This window comes from Treponema medium (assembly GCF_017161265.1).
GTDB classification, from domain to species: Bacteria; Spirochaetota; Spirochaetia; order Treponematales; family Treponemataceae; genus Treponema; species Treponema medium.
This window is the reverse complement of sequence record NZ_CP031393.1, coordinates 611,558-629,582: the sequence shown is the minus strand read 5'-3', so window position 1 is coordinate 629,582 and position 18,025 is coordinate 611,558. Positions and strand designations below refer to the sequence as shown.

At 43.9% G+C, this 18,025-nt stretch carries 16 protein-coding genes; 8 read left to right on the top strand and 8 right to left on the bottom strand.

The window, feature by feature from the left end:
* The first annotated feature begins 36 nt into the window (after window positions 1–36).
* On the top strand, window positions 37–1,947 hold the full coding sequence (locus DWB79_RS02800; RefSeq protein WP_016522536.1) for a bifunctional metallophosphatase/5'-nucleotidase: 1,911 nt from the start codon (window positions 37–39) through the stop codon (window positions 1,945–1,947).
* Window positions 1,948–2,148: 201 nt separating this feature from the next.
* Here DWB79_RS02800 and DWB79_RS02795 read toward each other — a convergent pair whose 3' ends face one another.
* The 4 genes from DWB79_RS02795 to DWB79_RS02780 all read right to left on the bottom strand — a co-directional run bounded on the left by DWB79_RS02795 (window position 2,149) and on the right by DWB79_RS02780 (window position 4,777).
* Window positions 2,149–2,406, bottom strand: coding sequence for a SemiSWEET family transporter (locus DWB79_RS02795; RefSeq protein ID WP_016522535.1), 258 nt, complete (start codon window positions 2,404–2,406; stop codon window positions 2,149–2,151).
* Between the two features lie 158 nt (window positions 2,407–2,564).
* Window positions 2,565–3,968 (bottom strand): potassium/proton antiporter, encoded by a 1,404-nt coding sequence (locus DWB79_RS02790; protein WP_252722492.1) that lies wholly within the window; start codon window positions 3,966–3,968, stop codon window positions 2,565–2,567.
* Between the two features lie 133 nt (window positions 3,969–4,101).
* On the bottom strand, window positions 4,102–4,434 hold the full coding sequence (locus DWB79_RS02785; protein ID WP_016522533.1) for a helix-turn-helix domain-containing protein: 333 nt from the start codon (window positions 4,432–4,434) through the stop codon (window positions 4,102–4,104).
* Window positions 4,421–4,777: a type II toxin-antitoxin system RelE/ParE family toxin gene (locus tag DWB79_RS02780; protein ID WP_016522532.1), complete on the bottom strand. Its 357-nt coding sequence runs from the start codon at window positions 4,775–4,777 to the stop codon at window positions 4,421–4,423. Before DWB79_RS02780 ends, DWB79_RS02785 begins: the two co-directional genes overlap by 14 nt.
* A gap of 394 nt (window positions 4,778–5,171) precedes the next feature.
* Here DWB79_RS02780 and DWB79_RS02775 point away from each other — a divergent pair, with 394 nt between their 5' ends.
* From DWB79_RS02775 to DWB79_RS02760, 4 genes are all read left to right on the top strand, one after another.
* Complete coding sequence (locus tag DWB79_RS02775) at window positions 5,172–6,419, top strand: OmpA family protein (protein ID WP_016522531.1); 1,248 nt, start codon at window positions 5,172–5,174, stop codon at window positions 6,417–6,419.
* 74 nt (window positions 6,420–6,493) lie between these two features.
* The gene (locus tag DWB79_RS02770; RefSeq protein WP_016522530.1) at window positions 6,494–7,411 is read left to right on the top strand and encodes a tetratricopeptide repeat protein; all 918 of its coding nucleotides are present in this window, start codon (window positions 6,494–6,496) and stop codon (window positions 7,409–7,411) included.
* 25 nt (window positions 7,412–7,436) lie between these two features.
* Complete coding sequence (locus DWB79_RS02765) at window positions 7,437–8,084, top strand: helix-turn-helix transcriptional regulator (protein WP_016522529.1); 648 nt, start codon at window positions 7,437–7,439, stop codon at window positions 8,082–8,084.
* A gap of 60 nt (window positions 8,085–8,144) precedes the next feature.
* Window positions 8,145–8,852: a tRNA 2-thiocytidine biosynthesis TtcA family protein gene (locus tag DWB79_RS02760; RefSeq protein ID WP_016522528.1), complete on the top strand. Its 708-nt coding sequence runs from the start codon at window positions 8,145–8,147 to the stop codon at window positions 8,850–8,852.
* A 170-nt stretch (window positions 8,853–9,022) separates the two neighbouring features.
* On the opposite strand, the gene DWB79_RS02755 is transcribed toward DWB79_RS02760, so the two are convergent.
* From DWB79_RS02755 to DWB79_RS11985, 3 genes are all read right to left on the bottom strand, one after another.
* Complete coding sequence (locus DWB79_RS02755) at window positions 9,023–9,880, bottom strand: hypothetical protein (protein ID WP_016522527.1); 858 nt, start codon at window positions 9,878–9,880, stop codon at window positions 9,023–9,025.
* Window positions 9,881–9,997: 117 nt separating this feature from the next.
* Window positions 9,998–10,522, bottom strand: a complete 525-nt coding sequence (locus DWB79_RS02750; RefSeq protein ID WP_016522526.1) for a DUF1697 domain-containing protein — start codon at window positions 10,520–10,522, stop codon at window positions 9,998–10,000.
* A 76-nt stretch (window positions 10,523–10,598) separates the two neighbouring features.
* Window positions 10,599–12,203 carry a hypothetical protein gene (locus tag DWB79_RS11985; protein WP_016522525.1) on the bottom strand — a complete coding sequence of 535 codons (1,605 nt, stop codon included), beginning with the start codon at window positions 12,201–12,203 and terminating at the stop codon, window positions 10,599–10,601.
* Window positions 12,204–12,592: 389 nt separating this feature from the next.
* Between DWB79_RS11985 and thiD the strand changes: the two genes are divergently transcribed.
* From thiD to recJ, 3 genes are all read left to right on the top strand, one after another.
* Window positions 12,593–13,402, top strand: coding sequence for a bifunctional hydroxymethylpyrimidine kinase/phosphomethylpyrimidine kinase (thiD, locus tag DWB79_RS02740; protein ID WP_016522524.1), 810 nt, complete (start codon window positions 12,593–12,595; stop codon window positions 13,400–13,402).
* 180 nt (window positions 13,403–13,582) lie between these two features.
* Complete coding sequence (locus tag DWB79_RS02735) at window positions 13,583–14,914, top strand: thymidine phosphorylase (protein WP_016522523.1); 1,332 nt, start codon at window positions 13,583–13,585, stop codon at window positions 14,912–14,914.
* A gap of 21 nt (window positions 14,915–14,935) precedes the next feature.
* Window positions 14,936–17,068, top strand: coding sequence for a single-stranded-DNA-specific exonuclease RecJ (gene recJ / locus DWB79_RS02730; RefSeq protein WP_040858968.1), 2,133 nt, complete (start codon window positions 14,936–14,938; stop codon window positions 17,066–17,068).
* Window positions 17,069–17,286: 218 nt separating this feature from the next.
* Here the strand turns inward: recJ and DWB79_RS02725 are convergent, their stop codons facing one another.
* Window positions 17,287–17,880, bottom strand: a complete 594-nt coding sequence (locus DWB79_RS02725; protein ID WP_016522521.1) for a hypothetical protein — start codon at window positions 17,878–17,880, stop codon at window positions 17,287–17,289.
* Between the last annotated feature and the right edge of the window lie 145 nt (window positions 17,881–18,025).

The following is an 18,025-nucleotide window of genomic DNA, read 5'->3' as shown; positions in this document are numbered from 1 at the left end:
TGAAAGAGACCCAAAAAATGAAAAAGGAGTATGCACATGATCAAGAAAAGAATGCTGCATTTTGTGGCTGCATTGGTTTTTGTTTTTTCGCTGACAGCTTGCGTTGAAACAAATTCTGCAGCACGAAGCACGGAACAGAAATCCGCACGCACAGCAAAGGCGCGCGGAAAGCAATCTGATGAGGTAAAACTTACCCACAAGATTATCCAAAAAGGGCAACCGGGGGCGGATGCTGTTACCCTTACCTTCGGTGTAACCGGCGACGTACACGGACGGCTCTATGCCTATGATTACGCAGTTTGTGAAGAGACCGCGGCAGCCGGTTTTGTAAAAACTTATGTACTTGCAAAAGAGCTGCGCGCTCAAAATCCCAACACCGTTTTAATCGATGTCGGCGATACAGTGCAGGACAACAGCGCTGACCTGTTTAACGACCTTGACACCCACCCGATGATTCAAGCGCTCAACTACATGAACTACGATATTTGGGTTTTGGGCAACCATGAATTCAATTTTGAAAAAGAATTCCTTGCTCGCAATATCCGCCACTTCAACGGCTCGGTATTAAGCGCCAATATTAAAAACACAAAGGACGGCAGCCACTTCGTACTACCCTATCAGCTGTTTGACATTGAAGGTGTTCGCGTTGCCGTTATCGGTATGGTGCCGCCTCATATCCCGATGTGGGAAGCTGCCGCACCGTCTCACTTTAAAGGATTGGAATTTGAAGATCCGATAGCTGTTGCGCGCAAAACCGTCGATTCCTTAAAAGGGCAATACGATGTCTTAATCGGTGCGTTCCACCTTGGACGAAACGGTGAATACGGCACCAACAGCGGCGTTATCGAAATGGCAAAACAAATCCCCGAATTCGATTTAATCTTCGGCGGACATGAACACGCTCGGTATGCTACCCTTATAGACGGTCAAAACGGAGATAAAACATGGATCATTGAACCGGGCTGTTACGGCTGGGCATTAGCAGTTGGCGAAGTACAGGTTAAAAAAGATAAGGGTGCATGGAAGGTCGTTTCCGTAAAAGCAGAAAACCGCGAAACCGCCAAGATCGCCGCCGATAAAGCGATGGAAAAAGAGTTTGACTTTGTGCATGATAAGTCCGTTGCGGATGCAAACCTTATCGTCGGAAAGGTTACCGCTGATTTTATCCCGCGCGTAGACTACATTACCGGAGAAGATAAAGTTACCACCATGCCTACCATTCAGCTTGAAGATACCGCACTTATCGACTTAATCAATGATGTACAGTTGTACTACACCAAAGCTGATGTTGCTGCCGCTGCTGCCTTCCGTTCGAGTATGAACCTCAAAAAAGGCGATTTTAAAAAGAAAGATGTTGCCTTTATCTATAAATATTCGAATACGCTGATGGGTGTTAATATGACCGGCGAAAACCTCCTCAAATATATGGAGTGGTCGGCGTCATATTACAACACCGCTAAGGAAGGCGATGTAACGATTTCGTTTAATCCCAATGTACGCGGCTATAACTACGATATGTTTGAAGGTATCGATTACGACATCGATATTTCTCAAGAAGCAGGAAACAGAATCAAGAATGTCAAAATAAAAGGACAAGCCCTTGATCCTAAAAAGGTGTATAAGGTTGCCGTTAACAACTATCGCTTCGGTACACTGCAAAACTTAAAACTTGCAACGCCTCAAGACGTGTATTACGATTCGTATGAGGTAATGCAGGATGCAGGACGCATCCGCGATCTGATTGGTGCGTATGTAAAGAAAGTCGATAAGGGCGTTATTACTCCTAAGGTGAATTACAACTGGAAGATTATCGGTTTTGATCCGAATGTTGAGGGAAAAGACAAGATTTTGGATGAGATCAGAGCAGGAACTATCAAGATTCCGACCTCTGCAGACGGCAGAACCCCGAACATTAAATCTATCAATATCCACGACCTGAAGAAGTAAAAAATGTAATTTGCTGTGTTTCTAATAAGTTCTGTATATTTATAGGCTTATTCGTGCGGCGGGTTTAATACCCGCCGTTTCTCGGCAACGCTCTGCGTCGGGGTTGTTGATTAGAAACTCGCAGTGCATATCTAAAAACTGATGAGATTTTTAGATATGCACTATGCCATTTTCAGTGCTTTAGTTAAAAATGAGCGGCGCTTAAAAAGCGGTAATTGTTGCTATCAACCCGAAAATAATCCCGGGCGCGTTTGCTGCCGCAAGTGGATAATCCCTTTTATCTTTCAGCAATGCGTATAAGACCCATATTGTACAATTAACTGCTGCCGCTAAAGGCTGAATAAAAACGGTTTTATTTCCACTCAAGTTATTCATAATCTGAGGGATATAGGATATGTACATAGTAACCGACAGTGCCGTTCCTATCCAACCGATAATCTTTAATTTATTTTCGTTCATGGTGGCTTCTCCTTACGTAATTCGCAAGTATAAATTGATGGATTTACTATATCCGTTTTATCGGTGTTGAACAATATTTGAGTATACAGGGTAATCGAACCAAAAGCATTTTTAAGTATCCCTCAGAATAATGAAGGCTGTTCACACTCTGCAGCGTTTTACTCACTCGGTTCGTTGAGCTTGTTTGTAATTTCCTTTATTTTTGCCGAATGAGCGAGCACATACAGAATATCGTTTTTTTGAATAACGGTATCGCCCTTAGGAAATATGATTTTACCCTCCCGCACAATTGAACTGATAAGCGTGTCCTTATCCAGATGGAGGCTGCTGATTTTTTGACCGATACTGCCGGAATGATCTTCAATATAAATATCAAAAATATCAATGTCGCTTGCTTTAAGCGAGTACAGCTCGACCGAATACAGAGACTCCGGTTTCTTTGGGTCGGTAAACTTTAAGAGCCGTGCAAGCGGCGCAAGCGTGGTTCCTTGAATAATACAGGAAAGAAAAACGGTAAAGAAGATGGTATCAAAGATAAAGCCGTTCTCGTCCAACCCGTTCGCAAGCGGGTAGGTTGCAAGAACAATGGGAACTGCACCTTTGATGCCTCCCCACATTAAAAAGAATTTTTCTTTCTGTGTATATTGAAACGGAAACGTAGAAATCAATACGGCAAGCGGCCGTGCGATAAACATCATAATGCCGACAATGATGAGCGCTTCTTTCCAGATATGGACAAACCGATGGGGAAACGACAAAAGTCCGAGCATAATAAAGAGCGTGATATTAAAAATAGTAGAAACGCTTTCAAGGAAGCTTCCGACGCTGCGCTTTGCAGGAAAAGCAGTATTGCCGATCCAGTAGCCCATGAAGAATACTGCGATAATCCCGTTTGCTTGGCAAAACTCCGCTGCACCGTATCCAAGCAGTACGCAACCCAGCATCAAAACGTTATAATTTCCTCTATTATCTGACTGCAATCGGTTAAACAGCCATACCGAAATTTGAAAGGCAAAGTAACCGATAATAATGCCGCCGACAAACTGCCAAATGAGCCGTGCAACAGCCAAGGCAGGGGTATCAAATGCTCCGGTTGCAATATGCACAAAGGTGAGGGTCAGCAAAATCGCCATCGGGTCGTTTGCTGCGGATTCAACATTGAGCGTTGCCGCAAGTTTATCCTTAATCGGGTTTGATTTGGTAATCATAAAAACACCGGCAGCATCAGTGGAAGAAATAATAGAAGAAATCAACATTGAGTATGCTAAATCGAATTTAAGGACGAAGTGAATTAAGAACCCGAGTGTTGCCGAAGTAAGCGCAACGCCGAGTATCGCAAGCGTCATCGATGGTCCGGCAACTTTGTGAAACGTATCTTTCGAAATGCAAAAACCGCCGTCAAAAATAATAAAGATCAATAGAATATCAGCAATTTTTTTGGTTAAAAGTGCATTATCAAAATAAAATAGATTTAAGACATCACTGCCAACCAGAACACCGATAAGAATAAAGCCGATAAGGAGCGGCAGCCCGAATTTATCGCTGATTTTGGTTGAAAGCATAGCCAAAATGATAAGAAAGGAGATAAACAGAATCATAGAAACCTCAAAGTTGTAGCTATGCCGATTGTACCGATTTTAGCGGTAAAATCAACAGAGATAATCGCTGATACCGTTTACTTCTAAAGCAATCAAACTATCTTGCAAAATCAATGACCTTAAAATCCTGCAGCATTTTTTTTCCGCCCAATTGAAGCAGCTGTAAAAATCTTTGAGCCATACCCTGCGGTACATTTCTACCTGCTTCCCAAGCCTCTACTGTCTTTGGAGATACGCCAAGTACAAAAGCAAAATTTTTCTGTGTAAGATTTAGCTCCTCTCTAATCTGCTTTATTTCTTTACAATGATATGAAGGTAAGTCTGCAATAGTTATGGATATTTTTCGCGCCTTATTGGGTTTTCCTTTTGCATACTCAAGACTTTCTGAAAGTCCATTCATAATACTTTCAAACACATTAACTTCTTCCATGGGGCACCTCCTTTTCTGCATTTTTTATAGCAGTTACTAAATGCTTCATCTGATTTCTTTCTTCTTTACTGAGGTTTTCTTTTACATTTTTAGGAAAAGCAGTAAGTAAATATATATGTTTTGAAAAAACTATATCAAAATAAATTATTCTTGCTCCACCGCTTTTTCCTTTTCCATCCAAAGCCCAGCGCAATTTTCTTATTCCACCGGTACCTTCCATTACAGCACCGACATTCGGATTTTTACAGAGATAAATTTCTAAAGAGCACAAATCATTATCATCTAAGCCGATCAGTTTCCACATACGATCGAATTCTTTTGTAATGATGAATTCTCTTGTCATGTTTTAAATATAAACCCTATCCAATAGGGTGTCAAGGCTTTTGTTAAATTTATACGTGAGGTAAATACGGCTTCATTTTGTTTTCTAAAAAGAGCGGCCGGATTGCTCGAAGAAAATATTGAGGAATACGGTTGCCGTAACACATCCCGGAACCTGCAACCATGGTAGAGGCGGTAATTATCTTCTTTGTATTTGACGATGATAATAAAAGACACATGGGCATCTCTAAAAACTCGGTTAGCTTTTAGAGATGCCCGACGAGTTTAAAATTAAGTCTTTATACAATCATAACTTAATTTTAAACATCGTAACTAAATCCTCTAAAAACCGAAGTTTTTAGAGGGTCTTATCGGATAAAAGCCGGTGCTGTCAGCGCTTTTTAGAGGAGAACTGAGTGAAACGAACGATACTATCTATTGTCTGTGTATTGATTCCGGTCATTGCGTTTACAGAGAACGGAAGAATTACCATTTCAGAGCGCGCCGACTATTCGGTTTATAAAAACGATACTTATGCGGGGCTTACCTATCGGGAAGCCTATATCTACCGTGATGAAAAAGCTGCCGTTTATAATAATGAGCCGGTCTATCGGTATGAAGGAGAAGCCTTTGTGCTGGAAGAAACCCGCAAGAATATGGTTGGCACAGCAAAAAAACTTGATGAAATCAGACCGATTGCTTTTACGCAGTCGGCTCATCGGGGAACGGACGGCACAAAGATAGCAGCCCTTCACTTTACACAAGATACCGGCTACCCGCTGCTGCGGAATTTTCCGGCAAGTCCTGTACAGCGGCTTGACCAACAAGATAGCGGGAAAAAATGGACAGCTGAAAGCACTATCGTAGTGTGCCCGCAGCAAGGGAAAAATCCTACGAGAATACCGGTGTTGGCTGAATACCAATACATCGGCAAAAAGAAATACAATGGAACCGATACTCATTATGTAAGGGCTGTGTTCGCCTTGCGGTACCACGGTGAAGATCATTTAGGGGATGCTGATATGCTTCGTTCGGAAGGGAGCAGAACGGCGGATATTTATCTGGATGGTCGGAACCGCCCGCTCTTTATTCGGGAAAAAATCGATGAAACATTTTTCTATAAGGATGCTGAAACGATTCGGCAGCGCGGCTTTTTACTGCACTTTTACGATTACGGGCAGCATACCGTTTATAACGGCGGTTCCGTACCGACAACGGCACTACTTGAACGCTCCAAGAATCCGGTAAAAACAGAGAACTCAAACAAGGAGCGCATAAAAGATAAGGGAGGCGGTATTTTTAATGTGCAGGAAACACCGCGCGGTATTCTATTAAATTTAAAAAATTTACATTTCGTTGCGGATAAGGCGGAGTTATTACATGGAGAGGATAAAAAACTCGATGAAATAGCCGCCGTATTAAAAACGCTTACCTTTAAAAACCTTTTTGTTGAAGGCCATACTGCTGATGTCGGCGACAAAAGCACCCAACACGGGCTGTCCCTCCGGCGGGCAAAAACGGTAGTCGATGAATTGACCAAACGCGGTATTCCTGCGGGAGTATTCATCTATAGCGGAGCAGGTGGTTCAAAGCCGATCGCATCGAATACAACCGAAGCGGAACGCGCACTAAACCGGCGTGTCGAAATCACTATCATGGAGTAAAACGGTACCTCTACCTCTGATACTGCCTAAAAAAATCTCTTTGCGATTTGTTAATTTAGTGCTATAATCGTTCTATGCAAAAATTATATCGATATGGATTATTATGTATCGGCTTCTGCTTTGGCTTGATGATGAGCAGCTGCGTTTCTACTTCATCCGCAGGGAAAAACGGCTCATCCGCTGTTCGAAATTCCGATAAGGACATACTACTTATCTTTACCGGTTCAGATTGGTCAAAGGAAGCGGAAGATTTTTCAAAAAATATTCTTACCGAATCATGCAAAACGGAACTAGCAAAGAGCTATGCCGCCCGTTTTATCGACTTATTACATAATCCTTCGGAGAATGAACGGGAGGCTGCGCAAAAGAACTATCTGTTGTTTTCGGAATATGCAGTACCTGATGTCCCTTTTATCGTGCTGCAAACAGCCGAACAGGATATGTATGCATCTGCCGTTATAGAAGCGGATATAAAAACCGAAGCTCAGCTGATCGAAAAAATTAAAGCGTTGACTGCGCAGCGGACAGACGTAGTTGAAGCCCGAAAGCGTATCAGTCACACAAAAGGCGTGAAAAAAGCGCAGGCAATTAATGACTTTTTAAATACGGTCGGCAATCCGGAAGCGCACCGCTATGATTCGTTACGGATGCAAGTACCGGCGCTTGATCCTCATAATCAATCGGGATTAAAAGGCAAATATGTATTGATGAGTGCGGACATACGGGCAAAGAGCTTTGCGCAGCAGGGGAATTATCTTAAAGCCGGCGATGAATATAAAGCCGCTGCTGAAATGGGAGAGCTTTCTCCTGCCGAATTGCAGCTTGCATGGTATTTAACAGCTTATTCCTATTTAATGACGGGAAGTGCCGATACGGAAACGGTCGTCGGATATCTACAAAAGGCGATTGAAGCGGATCCTCAAAACCCCGCGGTGCAGCAACTCAATCAGGCAATACATAAGTTGCAAAATGATGTTCAGTTAAAAAAATAATGAGAGATAAAAGGAATTACACGATATGATGTCCAAACACACTCTTGCGATGCTGCAGCAAATCGCACATGGTATTGCGGTTCACTTCGGTAATAATTGTGAAGTACTTGTGCATGATCTCACCGCCGACTATACCAATAGTTCAATTGTCATTATAGAAAACGGTACTGTTACGATGCGGAAAATTGGCGACGGGCCGTCTCATGTAGTGCTTGAGGCGTTGCATAGCGATCATAAAACGCTGGAAGATAAGCTCAGTTATCTGACAAAAACGAAGGATGGGCGCATTCTTAAATCGAGCAGTATGTTTATCAGAGGCGAAAATAATGCAATCGAGGCAGTGTTTTCGATTAATCTTGATATTACACCGATGCAGATGGCAGAGAACGTGTTGCAGCAGCTGATTTCGCCTATCAGTGCTAAAAATGAACCTGAAAATATTCCGCAGAATGTCAACGATCTATTGGACGAACTTATCGAACAGTCTGTCCGTATTGTAGGTAAGCCGGTTGCATTGATGAATAAAGAAGACAAAATCACAGCAATTAAGTTTTTGAATGGATCCGGCGCTTTTTTAATTACAAAATCCGGCGATAAGATTTCAAACTATTTCGGCATTTCTAAGTACACGCTCTACAGCTATATAGACGCCGGTGCAAACGGGCATCAATGATGCCAAGCCGTATTTTGTACCGGCAGCGGTAATAGGCTTTTGCATTTTCTGCTATTCTCTATGGCAAATCCAAAACTGTTTAGAACAATCGATAAGGCTGTTTCCGAATATAATATGATAGAAGCCGGCGATCGGATTTTAATTGCCGCTTCCGGCGGAAAGGATTCGACCGCCCTTACGGAGTATTTTGCAGCACGGCTCCATCGCCGGCATCCGGTTTTTGAAGCCGCCGCACTTCATATCGCCACGGATATCGGCTCAGCGTTCGCGCCTGAATTGGCGAAGCGTTTTAAAAGCTGGGGAATTGATTTAACCGTTAAAACCATTTCGGTGCTTGAGCGGCTTAAAACCGGCAAAAAGATGAACTGCTGGTGGTGTTCCAGTCAGCGCCGGTTGGAGCTGAGCAAATACGCGCAGGAGCACGGTTTTAATAAAATTGCGCTCGGCCACCATTTGGACGATATCCTCGAAACGGCGCTGATGAATGCGCTGACGAAAGGAGAGCTTGCAGCGATGCCTCCGGTACTGAAGTTCGATAAATTCCCATTGACCTTTATCCGCCCGCTCTGCCTTGCCGACATTCCGATGATTATCCGTCATGCAGAAATGCAGGGGTATATTTCTTCTACCTGTACATGCAGCTATCAGGATAATTCAGGCAGAAAAACCGCTCGTTCCCGCTTGGATAAGCTGACAGACGGCAACTATGAGTTAAAGCGTAAGCTCTTCGATGCGTTGAGGAATATCAATACGGCGTACCTACCCTAGTAACACCTTTTGAAATATACGGTGCATCTACTGCGTCATACAGTAAAAAAGTGTCCTCAACGTATCAGAATGGACAAGGATGTATAACTGCTCAACAGGCTATTTCCAAAAGCGTTGGCGACAGGCGGATGTTCTTCGCTGCCTACAATGAGGATTGCTCTGTTGACAAGTTAGTCGGTGTTGGGTTGCTTTTTCAAAACATCACCGTTTTTCCTTTTTCGATTCATTAATAAAAATGAGATTGTTACCGGTAATATCGGCGCCGATAGAGCATATAGTAATTCAGCCGAAGCTAAAATTGTTTTTCCGTAGATCAAAATCGATAAAGCAGATACCGCATATAAAACAAAATGTTTTAAAATAATTTTACCGGTTCCTGTCATTGCACAAATAAAGGTTGCCGCCAACGGCGCAATAAATTGCCCTAATACCTTGATATTTACTTCGGTTTGATCGATGTCCGCTTTTGCTGCAAAGGCAAATAGTATCGAAATAATAGTATAGCCGAAAAAAGAGATACATGTTGCTGCAAAGGAGTCAATAACGGCAGTTAGATATTTGGGTACTCGATAGTTTTCCGGACATAATTTTCTATGTACCAGCAGACTGAATACCAATGTTTGAAGAACAATTTCCGGCATACCAATCAGATGAAACCATAGCGGAAGTTTTGTATAGATTATTCCTTCGATTGATGCAGGTGAAGCAGCGGGTGTATTAATAATTCCAAACACCAGAAAAACCGACCATAGCAAGAGCCAACCGTTTTTATTGGCTTTTAGAAATTGACGAAAAGGTAATAATACCAGACCGAATAGCAATCCGCGAATAATTTGTATTAAAGGCCCTAAATAAACCGTTTGTGATTCAGTCGGTTTAAAATAATCGGCTATTATCGGCAGAGCGAATAATTGTTTATAATTAAAAACGCTTGATGCAATAATTCCGGCGATAAAATAAGTGATAACATGAAATGCCGTTACGGAAAGAATAAAAGGTATGATATTTTCAGAATCGGATTTTTTCATCAGTCCCCCTCCAACATAAATTCATTAATTATATTTTAGTTAATCAACCTAACAATACCTTTCGCCTACCTTGCGAAGTAATGTCAGGTTGAAGCAAATGCTAGATAATTTTTTTTATTAGTACGATGCAAGATATCGAGCCGTATTAACATTTCGTATGGTCATATCTTTATATACTTTATGTGATATTATTTTATTTAAATGGCTTTTATTATAATCTTCTCGCCGAACATTCCAGATTAACGCACCCTTAACATATATTAATTGTATATATTCCTTTTTTATTGGTAATTCATTTATTATGTTTTCATTATCTATTGATTCAAATAAATACGCTACATCGGTCTTTTGAGCATCATTATTTTGCCACTCACTAGGGATGCTATTTGCTATTTTTACCATCTCACTTTTCGTCTTTACTAATACTTTTACTTCATTCCTAGTCGTTATATGTAATACTTTTTCAATATTCTCTCTGATACTATTTTTCGTGTCATTTGATTTAAAAATGACATTTCCGGAATTGATATATGTTAAAACATTTGAAAAACCACATCGCTCAAATAATGTTCTCAATTCTTTCATGTTAATTTTTACTGAGTTTCCAACATTGATACCTCTGAGCAATGCTATATAATCCATATATTCCGTATGAATTCCGCCATGTGATGGCGGGGTATTCAAAAAAGCGTCTGATGTGTTTACCCCGCCATAGTCGCTATTTTGTGATGCGCGATGCGGCGCTGATAGTGCGGTGGCGTTCTTCCCAAGGAGAGGCGACACGGTTTACATCGGAAACGACGAGGAAGCACTGGGTTGCCTTGCCGAACCAGTCTTTATTGGTTGCATCTTTGCGGAGTACATACTGGCATTTTCTTCCATCGGTAGAGAACGAGCGGCATCCGTTTACCGGCTTTCCTGTTGCATCGATCATTGAACCTGAATCGCGATAGTATTCTTCTCCCGGTACGTCAAAATAGAAATAAGCGTTTTTAACCCGTGAATCATTAATGGAAAAGATAATCTCTATTGTATCGGCGTCGCGGGAAACGGATTGTATAACCGGCATTGTTAGTGCTTGCTGTTCGTTTTCCGCTTTGGCAGTGGGTACAATAAGCGGGGTAACCTTTTTCTTTGCCGTCTCTTTAGTAGCCTTCTTTTCCATAACGGTTTTACCGCCGATTCCAGTTACATTCAATTCTTTTTCAAATGGCTTTTGTCCTGCAAGGGTAACCGATGCGAACCACTTTCCAAGAGCAGCCGCTCCTTCACCTTCACCTGAAGAAAGATGTTTCAGCATCAATAGTTTCTCTTTTTTGTTAATTTCCATCAGCCCTTTTGCACTTTGTTCATCAATACCCCATACATCAGCGGGTGATGCAAAAAAGGCTTCCTTAAAATCTTGAGCTGTTAGATCGCCTTTGTATTTTGCAAGCATAGTAACAAATATTTTTCCCTTACCTTTATGCTGTTTGGAAACAAAAGATGCATCAGCCTGCTCAATCATCCATGAAATATCGGTAATTTGAGCTGCTGCGGTTTGAGCAGCTGTTTCTTTTGTTTTAGCTTCGGCTTTTTTGCTTTCCGGCTGTTTTGCAGGAGCTGCTTTATCGGCAGTACCCTGCTTGGCAGATACCGATTTAGACGTTTCTTTTTTGGCCGCTTCCGGAGATGCAGATTGCTTATTATTTTTTGCGGTTGCTTTAGACTTCGCTGTTTTTTGTTGTGTCGGTTCTTGTTTAGCGGGCTTTGCCTGAGTATTTTTTGCTTGAGTAGCGGTTTTATTTTTAGAAGCGCTTCCCGATTGTGCAGTAGTCTTTTGTGGTGTTTCTTTCTGAACAGATTTTTTCGCCGGAGCTTTTGAGGGCGTAGTCGTTGCCGATTGCTTAGACGTGTCAGTTTTTTTAGCCGATGCACCGGGTGTATTTGACTTCGCAGTTTTCTGCTGTGCCGAACCCTGTTTAGCGGGCTTTGTCTGACTGTTTTTTGCTTGAGGCATGTTTTTAGCAGTGCTTCCCGATTGAGCTGTAGTCTTTCGAGGTGTTACCTTCTGAGCGGGCGCTTGCGTCGACGTAGGCGTTTTTGTTTCAGCTTTTTGAGGCTCGGCTTTTTTAGGTTCGACTGTTTCTGAATTGGAAGGCATAGCCGTAGTAGTCGAGTTTTGCATTGTCTCTGATTTGTTTTCAGTTTGTACGTCCGAGTCAGACGCTTTTGCCGTTTCTACGGGCGTCGGTTCCGGTGTTTTATCTGTCGGAGCTGTTTTACAGCCCGCAGCGACTATGAGTAAGCAAAATAATATAAACGATAATAATGTTTTTTTCATCCAAGATCCTCCCATAAAAAGTCAAGAAGAAAATACCAACTTTCGATTGACTTTTTACGCATGTTCGCAACGAAGTGAGAACGTGCAGATGATATACAAGTTTGCGTTTCATCAAACTTGGGTAAATAAAAGCCGTGCTATTTGTACGACTTTTATTTTACACTCCTTAACGGTAAGGCGTAGTAAGAAAACAAATAGCCGAGCACCTCTAAAAATCTAACCGAGTTTTTAGAGGCGCCTTGTCTTATGGAATGTATCGGTAATTATACCGAAAAGCCTAAGAAGATACCAGAGGGCTATCCCGCAATGATCCATCGTTGATCTTGACTTAACGGGTAAATGTGATATAGTTCTCACTCGTAGATATTTTCATAATTGAGGAGTATAAAATGGTAAAATTAGCGACGATTGCCGGTTCCGACGCATCAGGAGGAGCAGGGCTTGAGGCAGATTTAAAAACATTTCAGGAGTATGGCGGATATGGTATGGCAGCGATTACTTTGGTTGCTACCATGAATCCCCACAAAGATTGGAGCCATGAAGTGTTCCCGATCGGCGAAGATTCGTTGCGTGCTCAGCTCGAAACCATTTTTACCGGCGTCGGCGTTGATGCGGCAAAAACGGGAATGTTGGCAACCCCTTATGCAATCGAACTTGCTGCCGAGTATCTCGGTAAATATAAGGTAGAAAACTATGTTCTTGATCCGGTGATGATCTGTAAAGGCGGAAATTTGCCGCTTAATCCCGAAATCAATGAGCTGTTGATTAAAAAACTGTTGCCGCTTGCAAAGATTATTACGCCGAATGTGTTTGAGGCCGGTCAGATTGCCCATGTTGATACGCCTTCAACGTTAGAAGAAATTAAAGATGCCGCAAAACGGATTTATGATATGGGAGCACCGTATGTATTCATTAAAGGCGGTTCAAAATTGAAAGATGCGGAGACCTCCATCGATGTTTTCTACGATGGTAAGGATTTCCAATATCTCGAAGCTGAGCTGATTAAAACCGAATGGACTCACGGCTGCGGTTGTACCGTTGCTGCTGCAATTACTGCGGGTTTAGGCTTCGGGCTTGAACCCTATGAAGCCGCTCTCCGCGCAAAGAAATTTATTACGTTAAGCCTACGGAACGGTTTTGCCCTCAATAAGTGGGTTGGCCCGGGCAATCCCGCCGCGTGGCGAAAAGCATTCAATTAAAAATCGTCGGGCATCTCTATTTCAAAGGATGCGAAGCAAATCTAACCGAGTTTTTAGAGATGCCCTAAAGATACACGGGGCGAGTCCGAAAGTAACAACCTTTTGGGAAAGCCCTGTGCTCTATAGCGAATATTCCGGTGTTTATCGATTCCGGTACCTTTTTATGTAAGGAAGAAAAACATGCGTGCAGTTGATATCATTATGAAAAAGCGCGGGTTTAGAGAAACCGGCGCAGGAACGCTCTCTCGGGAAGAAATTGCCTTTTTAGTGAACGGATATGTGGCCGGAGAGATTCCCGACTATCAAATGGCCGCATGGCTGATGGCGGTTTACTTTAACGGTATGACATTTGATGAAACCGCCGTTCTTACCGACGTCATGCTGCATTCCGGGGCAGTCATGGACTTGTCGGGGATTGAAGGCCCCTTTGTCGATAAACACTCCACCGGCGGTGTCGGAGATAAGCTTTCTCTGCCGCTTGCACCTATCGTAGCTGCCTGCGGGGTGAAGGTTCCGATGATGAGCGGCCGCGCACTCGGGCACACCGGCGGTACGCTCGATAAACTTGAATCGATTACCGGATATAAGACCGGCCTTTCCGTTGAACAATTCCGAAATTATATTAAAAAAACCGGTTTTGCAATGACGGGGCAGACAAAAGAGATTGTCCCTGCCGACCGGCTGATTTATGCCTTACGCGATGTTACCGCAACCGTCGAATCGGTGCCGCTCATTACGGCGAGTATTCTCTCCAAGAAGGTTGCCGAAGGCGCCGAAGCGCTGGTATTCGATGTCAAATGCGGAAGCGGCGCCTTTATGAAAACGCTGCCCGAAGCTGAAGCGCTCGCAAAGAGCCTTGTCGGTACCGGCACCGCGATGGGTAAAAAAGTTATCGCGATGATAACCAATATGTATGAGCCTTTAGGAAATGCAGTCGGTAACTTCTTGGAAATGGAAGAAACCTACAATGTTCTGAAAGGCACAGGGTCTGAGGATGTAACCAACTTAACATTACAGCTTGCAGGCTGGATGCTCGTGCTTGGTCATAAGGCTGCATCAAAAGAAGAAGGAATTCAAAAAGCGCAAGAGGCGCTTCGCAGCGGCAAAGCGCTTGAGCTGTTTTTAGAAAACATTACGCTGCAAGGCGGCAATGCAGAGCAGTTTGTGGCCGAATGCGGAAAGCGCCGCAGCCCGCACACCTGCCACATTAAAGCGGAACAGGACGGCTTTATCGCGGATATCGATGCGTTCAAAATCGGTATTGCCGGAGTTAATCTTGGGGTCGGCCGCAATAAAACTACCGATGCGGTGTGTCCCGATGCCGGTATGATTCTGCATAAGCACGCAGGCGATGCCGTAAAAAAAGGCGACCTCATCATGGACGTGTACGGTAAGGATGCGGAGTGCCTTCCGGCTGCTTCCGATATGATCAAAACAGCGATACGGTATGCAGCGGAGAAGCCGCAAATGCGTCCGTTAGTGTTCAAAGAAATCTCTGCGGCCGATTTATAGCCGCGCTTCCGGTACCATACAGTGAATTGGGAAAAAAAAGATATAGACCCGAGTGTTGTCCGCTCCATGGCGCAGCAATACGGCTGCACTCCGCTCGTTGCGTCTATTTTGCTGCGGCGCGGTATTGCCGAAGGGCGCGAGGCGTTTTTTCACCTTGAAAACGATCTGCGCTATGTGTACAATCCCTTTCTTTTTGTAAATATGGAGGATGCCGTTGACCGGATCCTCGATGCAAAGGAAGAAGGTGAGCGGGTACTTATTTTCGGAGACCGTGATGTGGACGGGATTACTGCCGTTACCGTGCTCTACGAGGCGCTTACCGATTTAGGCATCCCGACGACATGGCGTATTCCCACCGGCGACGAACCGTACGGACTTTCCTGCGAAGCGGTTGATGCGCATGAAGCCGACGGCGGTACCCTCATCATTACCGTAGACTGCGGTATTTCCAATATTCAAGAAGTCGCCTATGCTGCGGAGAAAGGAATTGATGTTATCGTCATCGATCATCACACCCCGCAGGATACGCTTCCCGATGCCGCAGTCATCATTAACTGTAAGGTGCCGGGGTCGGGCTATCCTAACGAACATCTTTCCGGATGCGCTACGGCGTGGAAAGTTGTTACCGCGCTGCGCTTCGGGCTCCTCGATATTTATAAACAGCAGATTTGCCTGTTGAATGTCCGCCCCGTTAACGATGCCTTTGCAGTGGAAGCGATCCATACCGTCAATTTGGTTGAAACAGCTCGAATCACGGAAACGATTATCCCCGGTATGGTTCCGTTTTCAGATACTCGGCTCGGCAGATTTTTGCAGGGGCAGCAGATTTTTGTCTGGGATAAAGAGCTGCAGCTCAAGCAGCTGGAAAAAGTGTTCGGTAAGTCGGTTGAGTTTTATGTGAGTGATTTTAGACTCGAATGCGCAAAATTTGCGCCTCAGCTTGCCGAGATGAGCCTTTTGCGGTTAAAGAATTTATCGCGGATTGGCAAGTACAACGACACGCCGATGTCCGAACTCGACGGCTTTTTCAATATCTTTATTACGCTTGTTCAACAAGCGCATAACATATACGGTGAAAAAGAAAAGCGTGAATTACAACTTGTCGCGCTTTCGCTGCTTGCAGACTTGATGCAGCTGACCGGAGAAAACCGGATATTGGTAAAGCAAGGCTTAGCAGCCATCAATGCCGCGCCGCGTGCCGGTCTTTCCGAGTTGATGATAAAACAGGGGCTTATCGGTAAGCATATCGGCACCAACGATATTGCATGGAATATTACGCCCGTTATCAATGCAACCGGACGGATGGGTAAACCGGAAACAGCAATTCGGCTCTTCCTTGAGCAAAATGCAGCGGTACGCAATGAACTTGCAGATGCGGTTATTGCGATGAACGAGGAGCGGAAAGAACTCGGAAAGGCCGGCTGGGCAATTGCCGAACCGATTGCGCGGGAAAGTCTTGCAAAATACCGAGGAAAACTCACCGTTGTCGTAAGCGATAAAATCCATCGCGGTATTACCGGTATCCTTTCAAACCGGCTTGCAGATAAGTTTAACGTGCCGAGTATGGTTATCTGTCTTATGGAAGACGGAACCGCAGTCGGCTCGCTTCGTTCCGCCCGCGGCTATCGGGTGCTTTCTTTGCCGGAAGCATATCCCGATTTTTTCCTCGACTATGGCGGACATGCATTTGCGGCAGGATTCAGCTTAATGCAGGAAAAACTTGCGCCGTTTTTAAAGAAAGTTCAGGAATTTACCGCGGCTATCGAATTTGACGAAAACTCCGAAAATCCTTCGCTTTCCATCGATGCGGAACTCCCTCATGATTATTTAACGCCTGATCTTTTAACCGTGCTCGACACCTTTGAACCCTACGGCGAAGGGTTTCCGGCGCTGCAATTTGCCGCTAAAGGAATCAAACTAACCGCCGCCTCAATTATGGGGAAAACCCAACCGCAGCATTTGCGTCTTACGTTCGATTGCGGAACATATAAATGGACAGCGGTGTATTGGCAGGCAGCGGATAAATTGAATGTTGAATTTAAGATCGGCGACAATATCGATGCCGTATTCACACTAAGCCGGAATACCTTTAACGGCAATACGGTACCTCAAATGGTTATTCAGGATATGCGGAAGACGGGCACGGGTATTTAAGCAGCGTCTCTCTTATACACAAAATTTTGAATAAAATTTTGTGTAATTTTTTACGGCGGCAGGGCAAACGCATCAGACAGATAGATCCGATGTCGCAGAATGAGAGGTTGAGCAACCATTTGAACCGCAAAGAGGTTCAATGCTGGTTGAACAGCTCCACTTTTTCTGCGGGAATATTAAACACGCATCTGATGCGTTTACCCTGCGCTTCGTTGGTGTTAGCGCCCCTGCCGAGACAAGGTAAGGTTTGCCAGCTCTTTGGGTAAGTCGCTGCCGGTCAGTGAGAGCGTATTATCATCGTTGCGAGTGTATTGAAGCTTCCATACTGTATTCATGCTTTCGCGGATTTCCTTTTTGGCACCATTTGTCCATGTTTCGGTTTCTTTACTTCTTACGGTAAAGGTGATTTCGGTATCCGTAGACGTCCAGAAACCTTCCCACTCCGTCGATGAAGTAAAGCCTTGCAGCCATTCGATTTCCATACTGCCGTCGCGGTCAAACTCAACCTTGACAGCTTTATTTTCATCGCGGGCAATCCATTTACCCATAACCGAATTCCCCGTTTGTGCAGCAGCATCATTCATCATCGGGCGCCGGTTGAACTCTCCGCCTTTGCCGTCAGGTTGCATTTGGCATTCGTTGAACTCTGCACCTTTACCGTTATGCGGCATCGGACATTCTTTAGCCCCTGCATCATTATGATGTTTCCAATCTTTTGAATTCGATTGGTGCGGTTTTGCAAAAACGGCTCCTACCGATAATACCGCAACGATACCGAATGCCGCAGCCTTTTTTACCATTTGTTTGTTCATTTGTATACTCCTAAAAATGAAGTACGGTTGTTTAAGTTTTCACACCGTCTGTGCACGACTATACCGTATTGTGTTTGCCGTATCATGAAGCCTGCATTGGAAAAAGATTAAAATATTTTAATCGGGAATTTTGACACAAAACGGA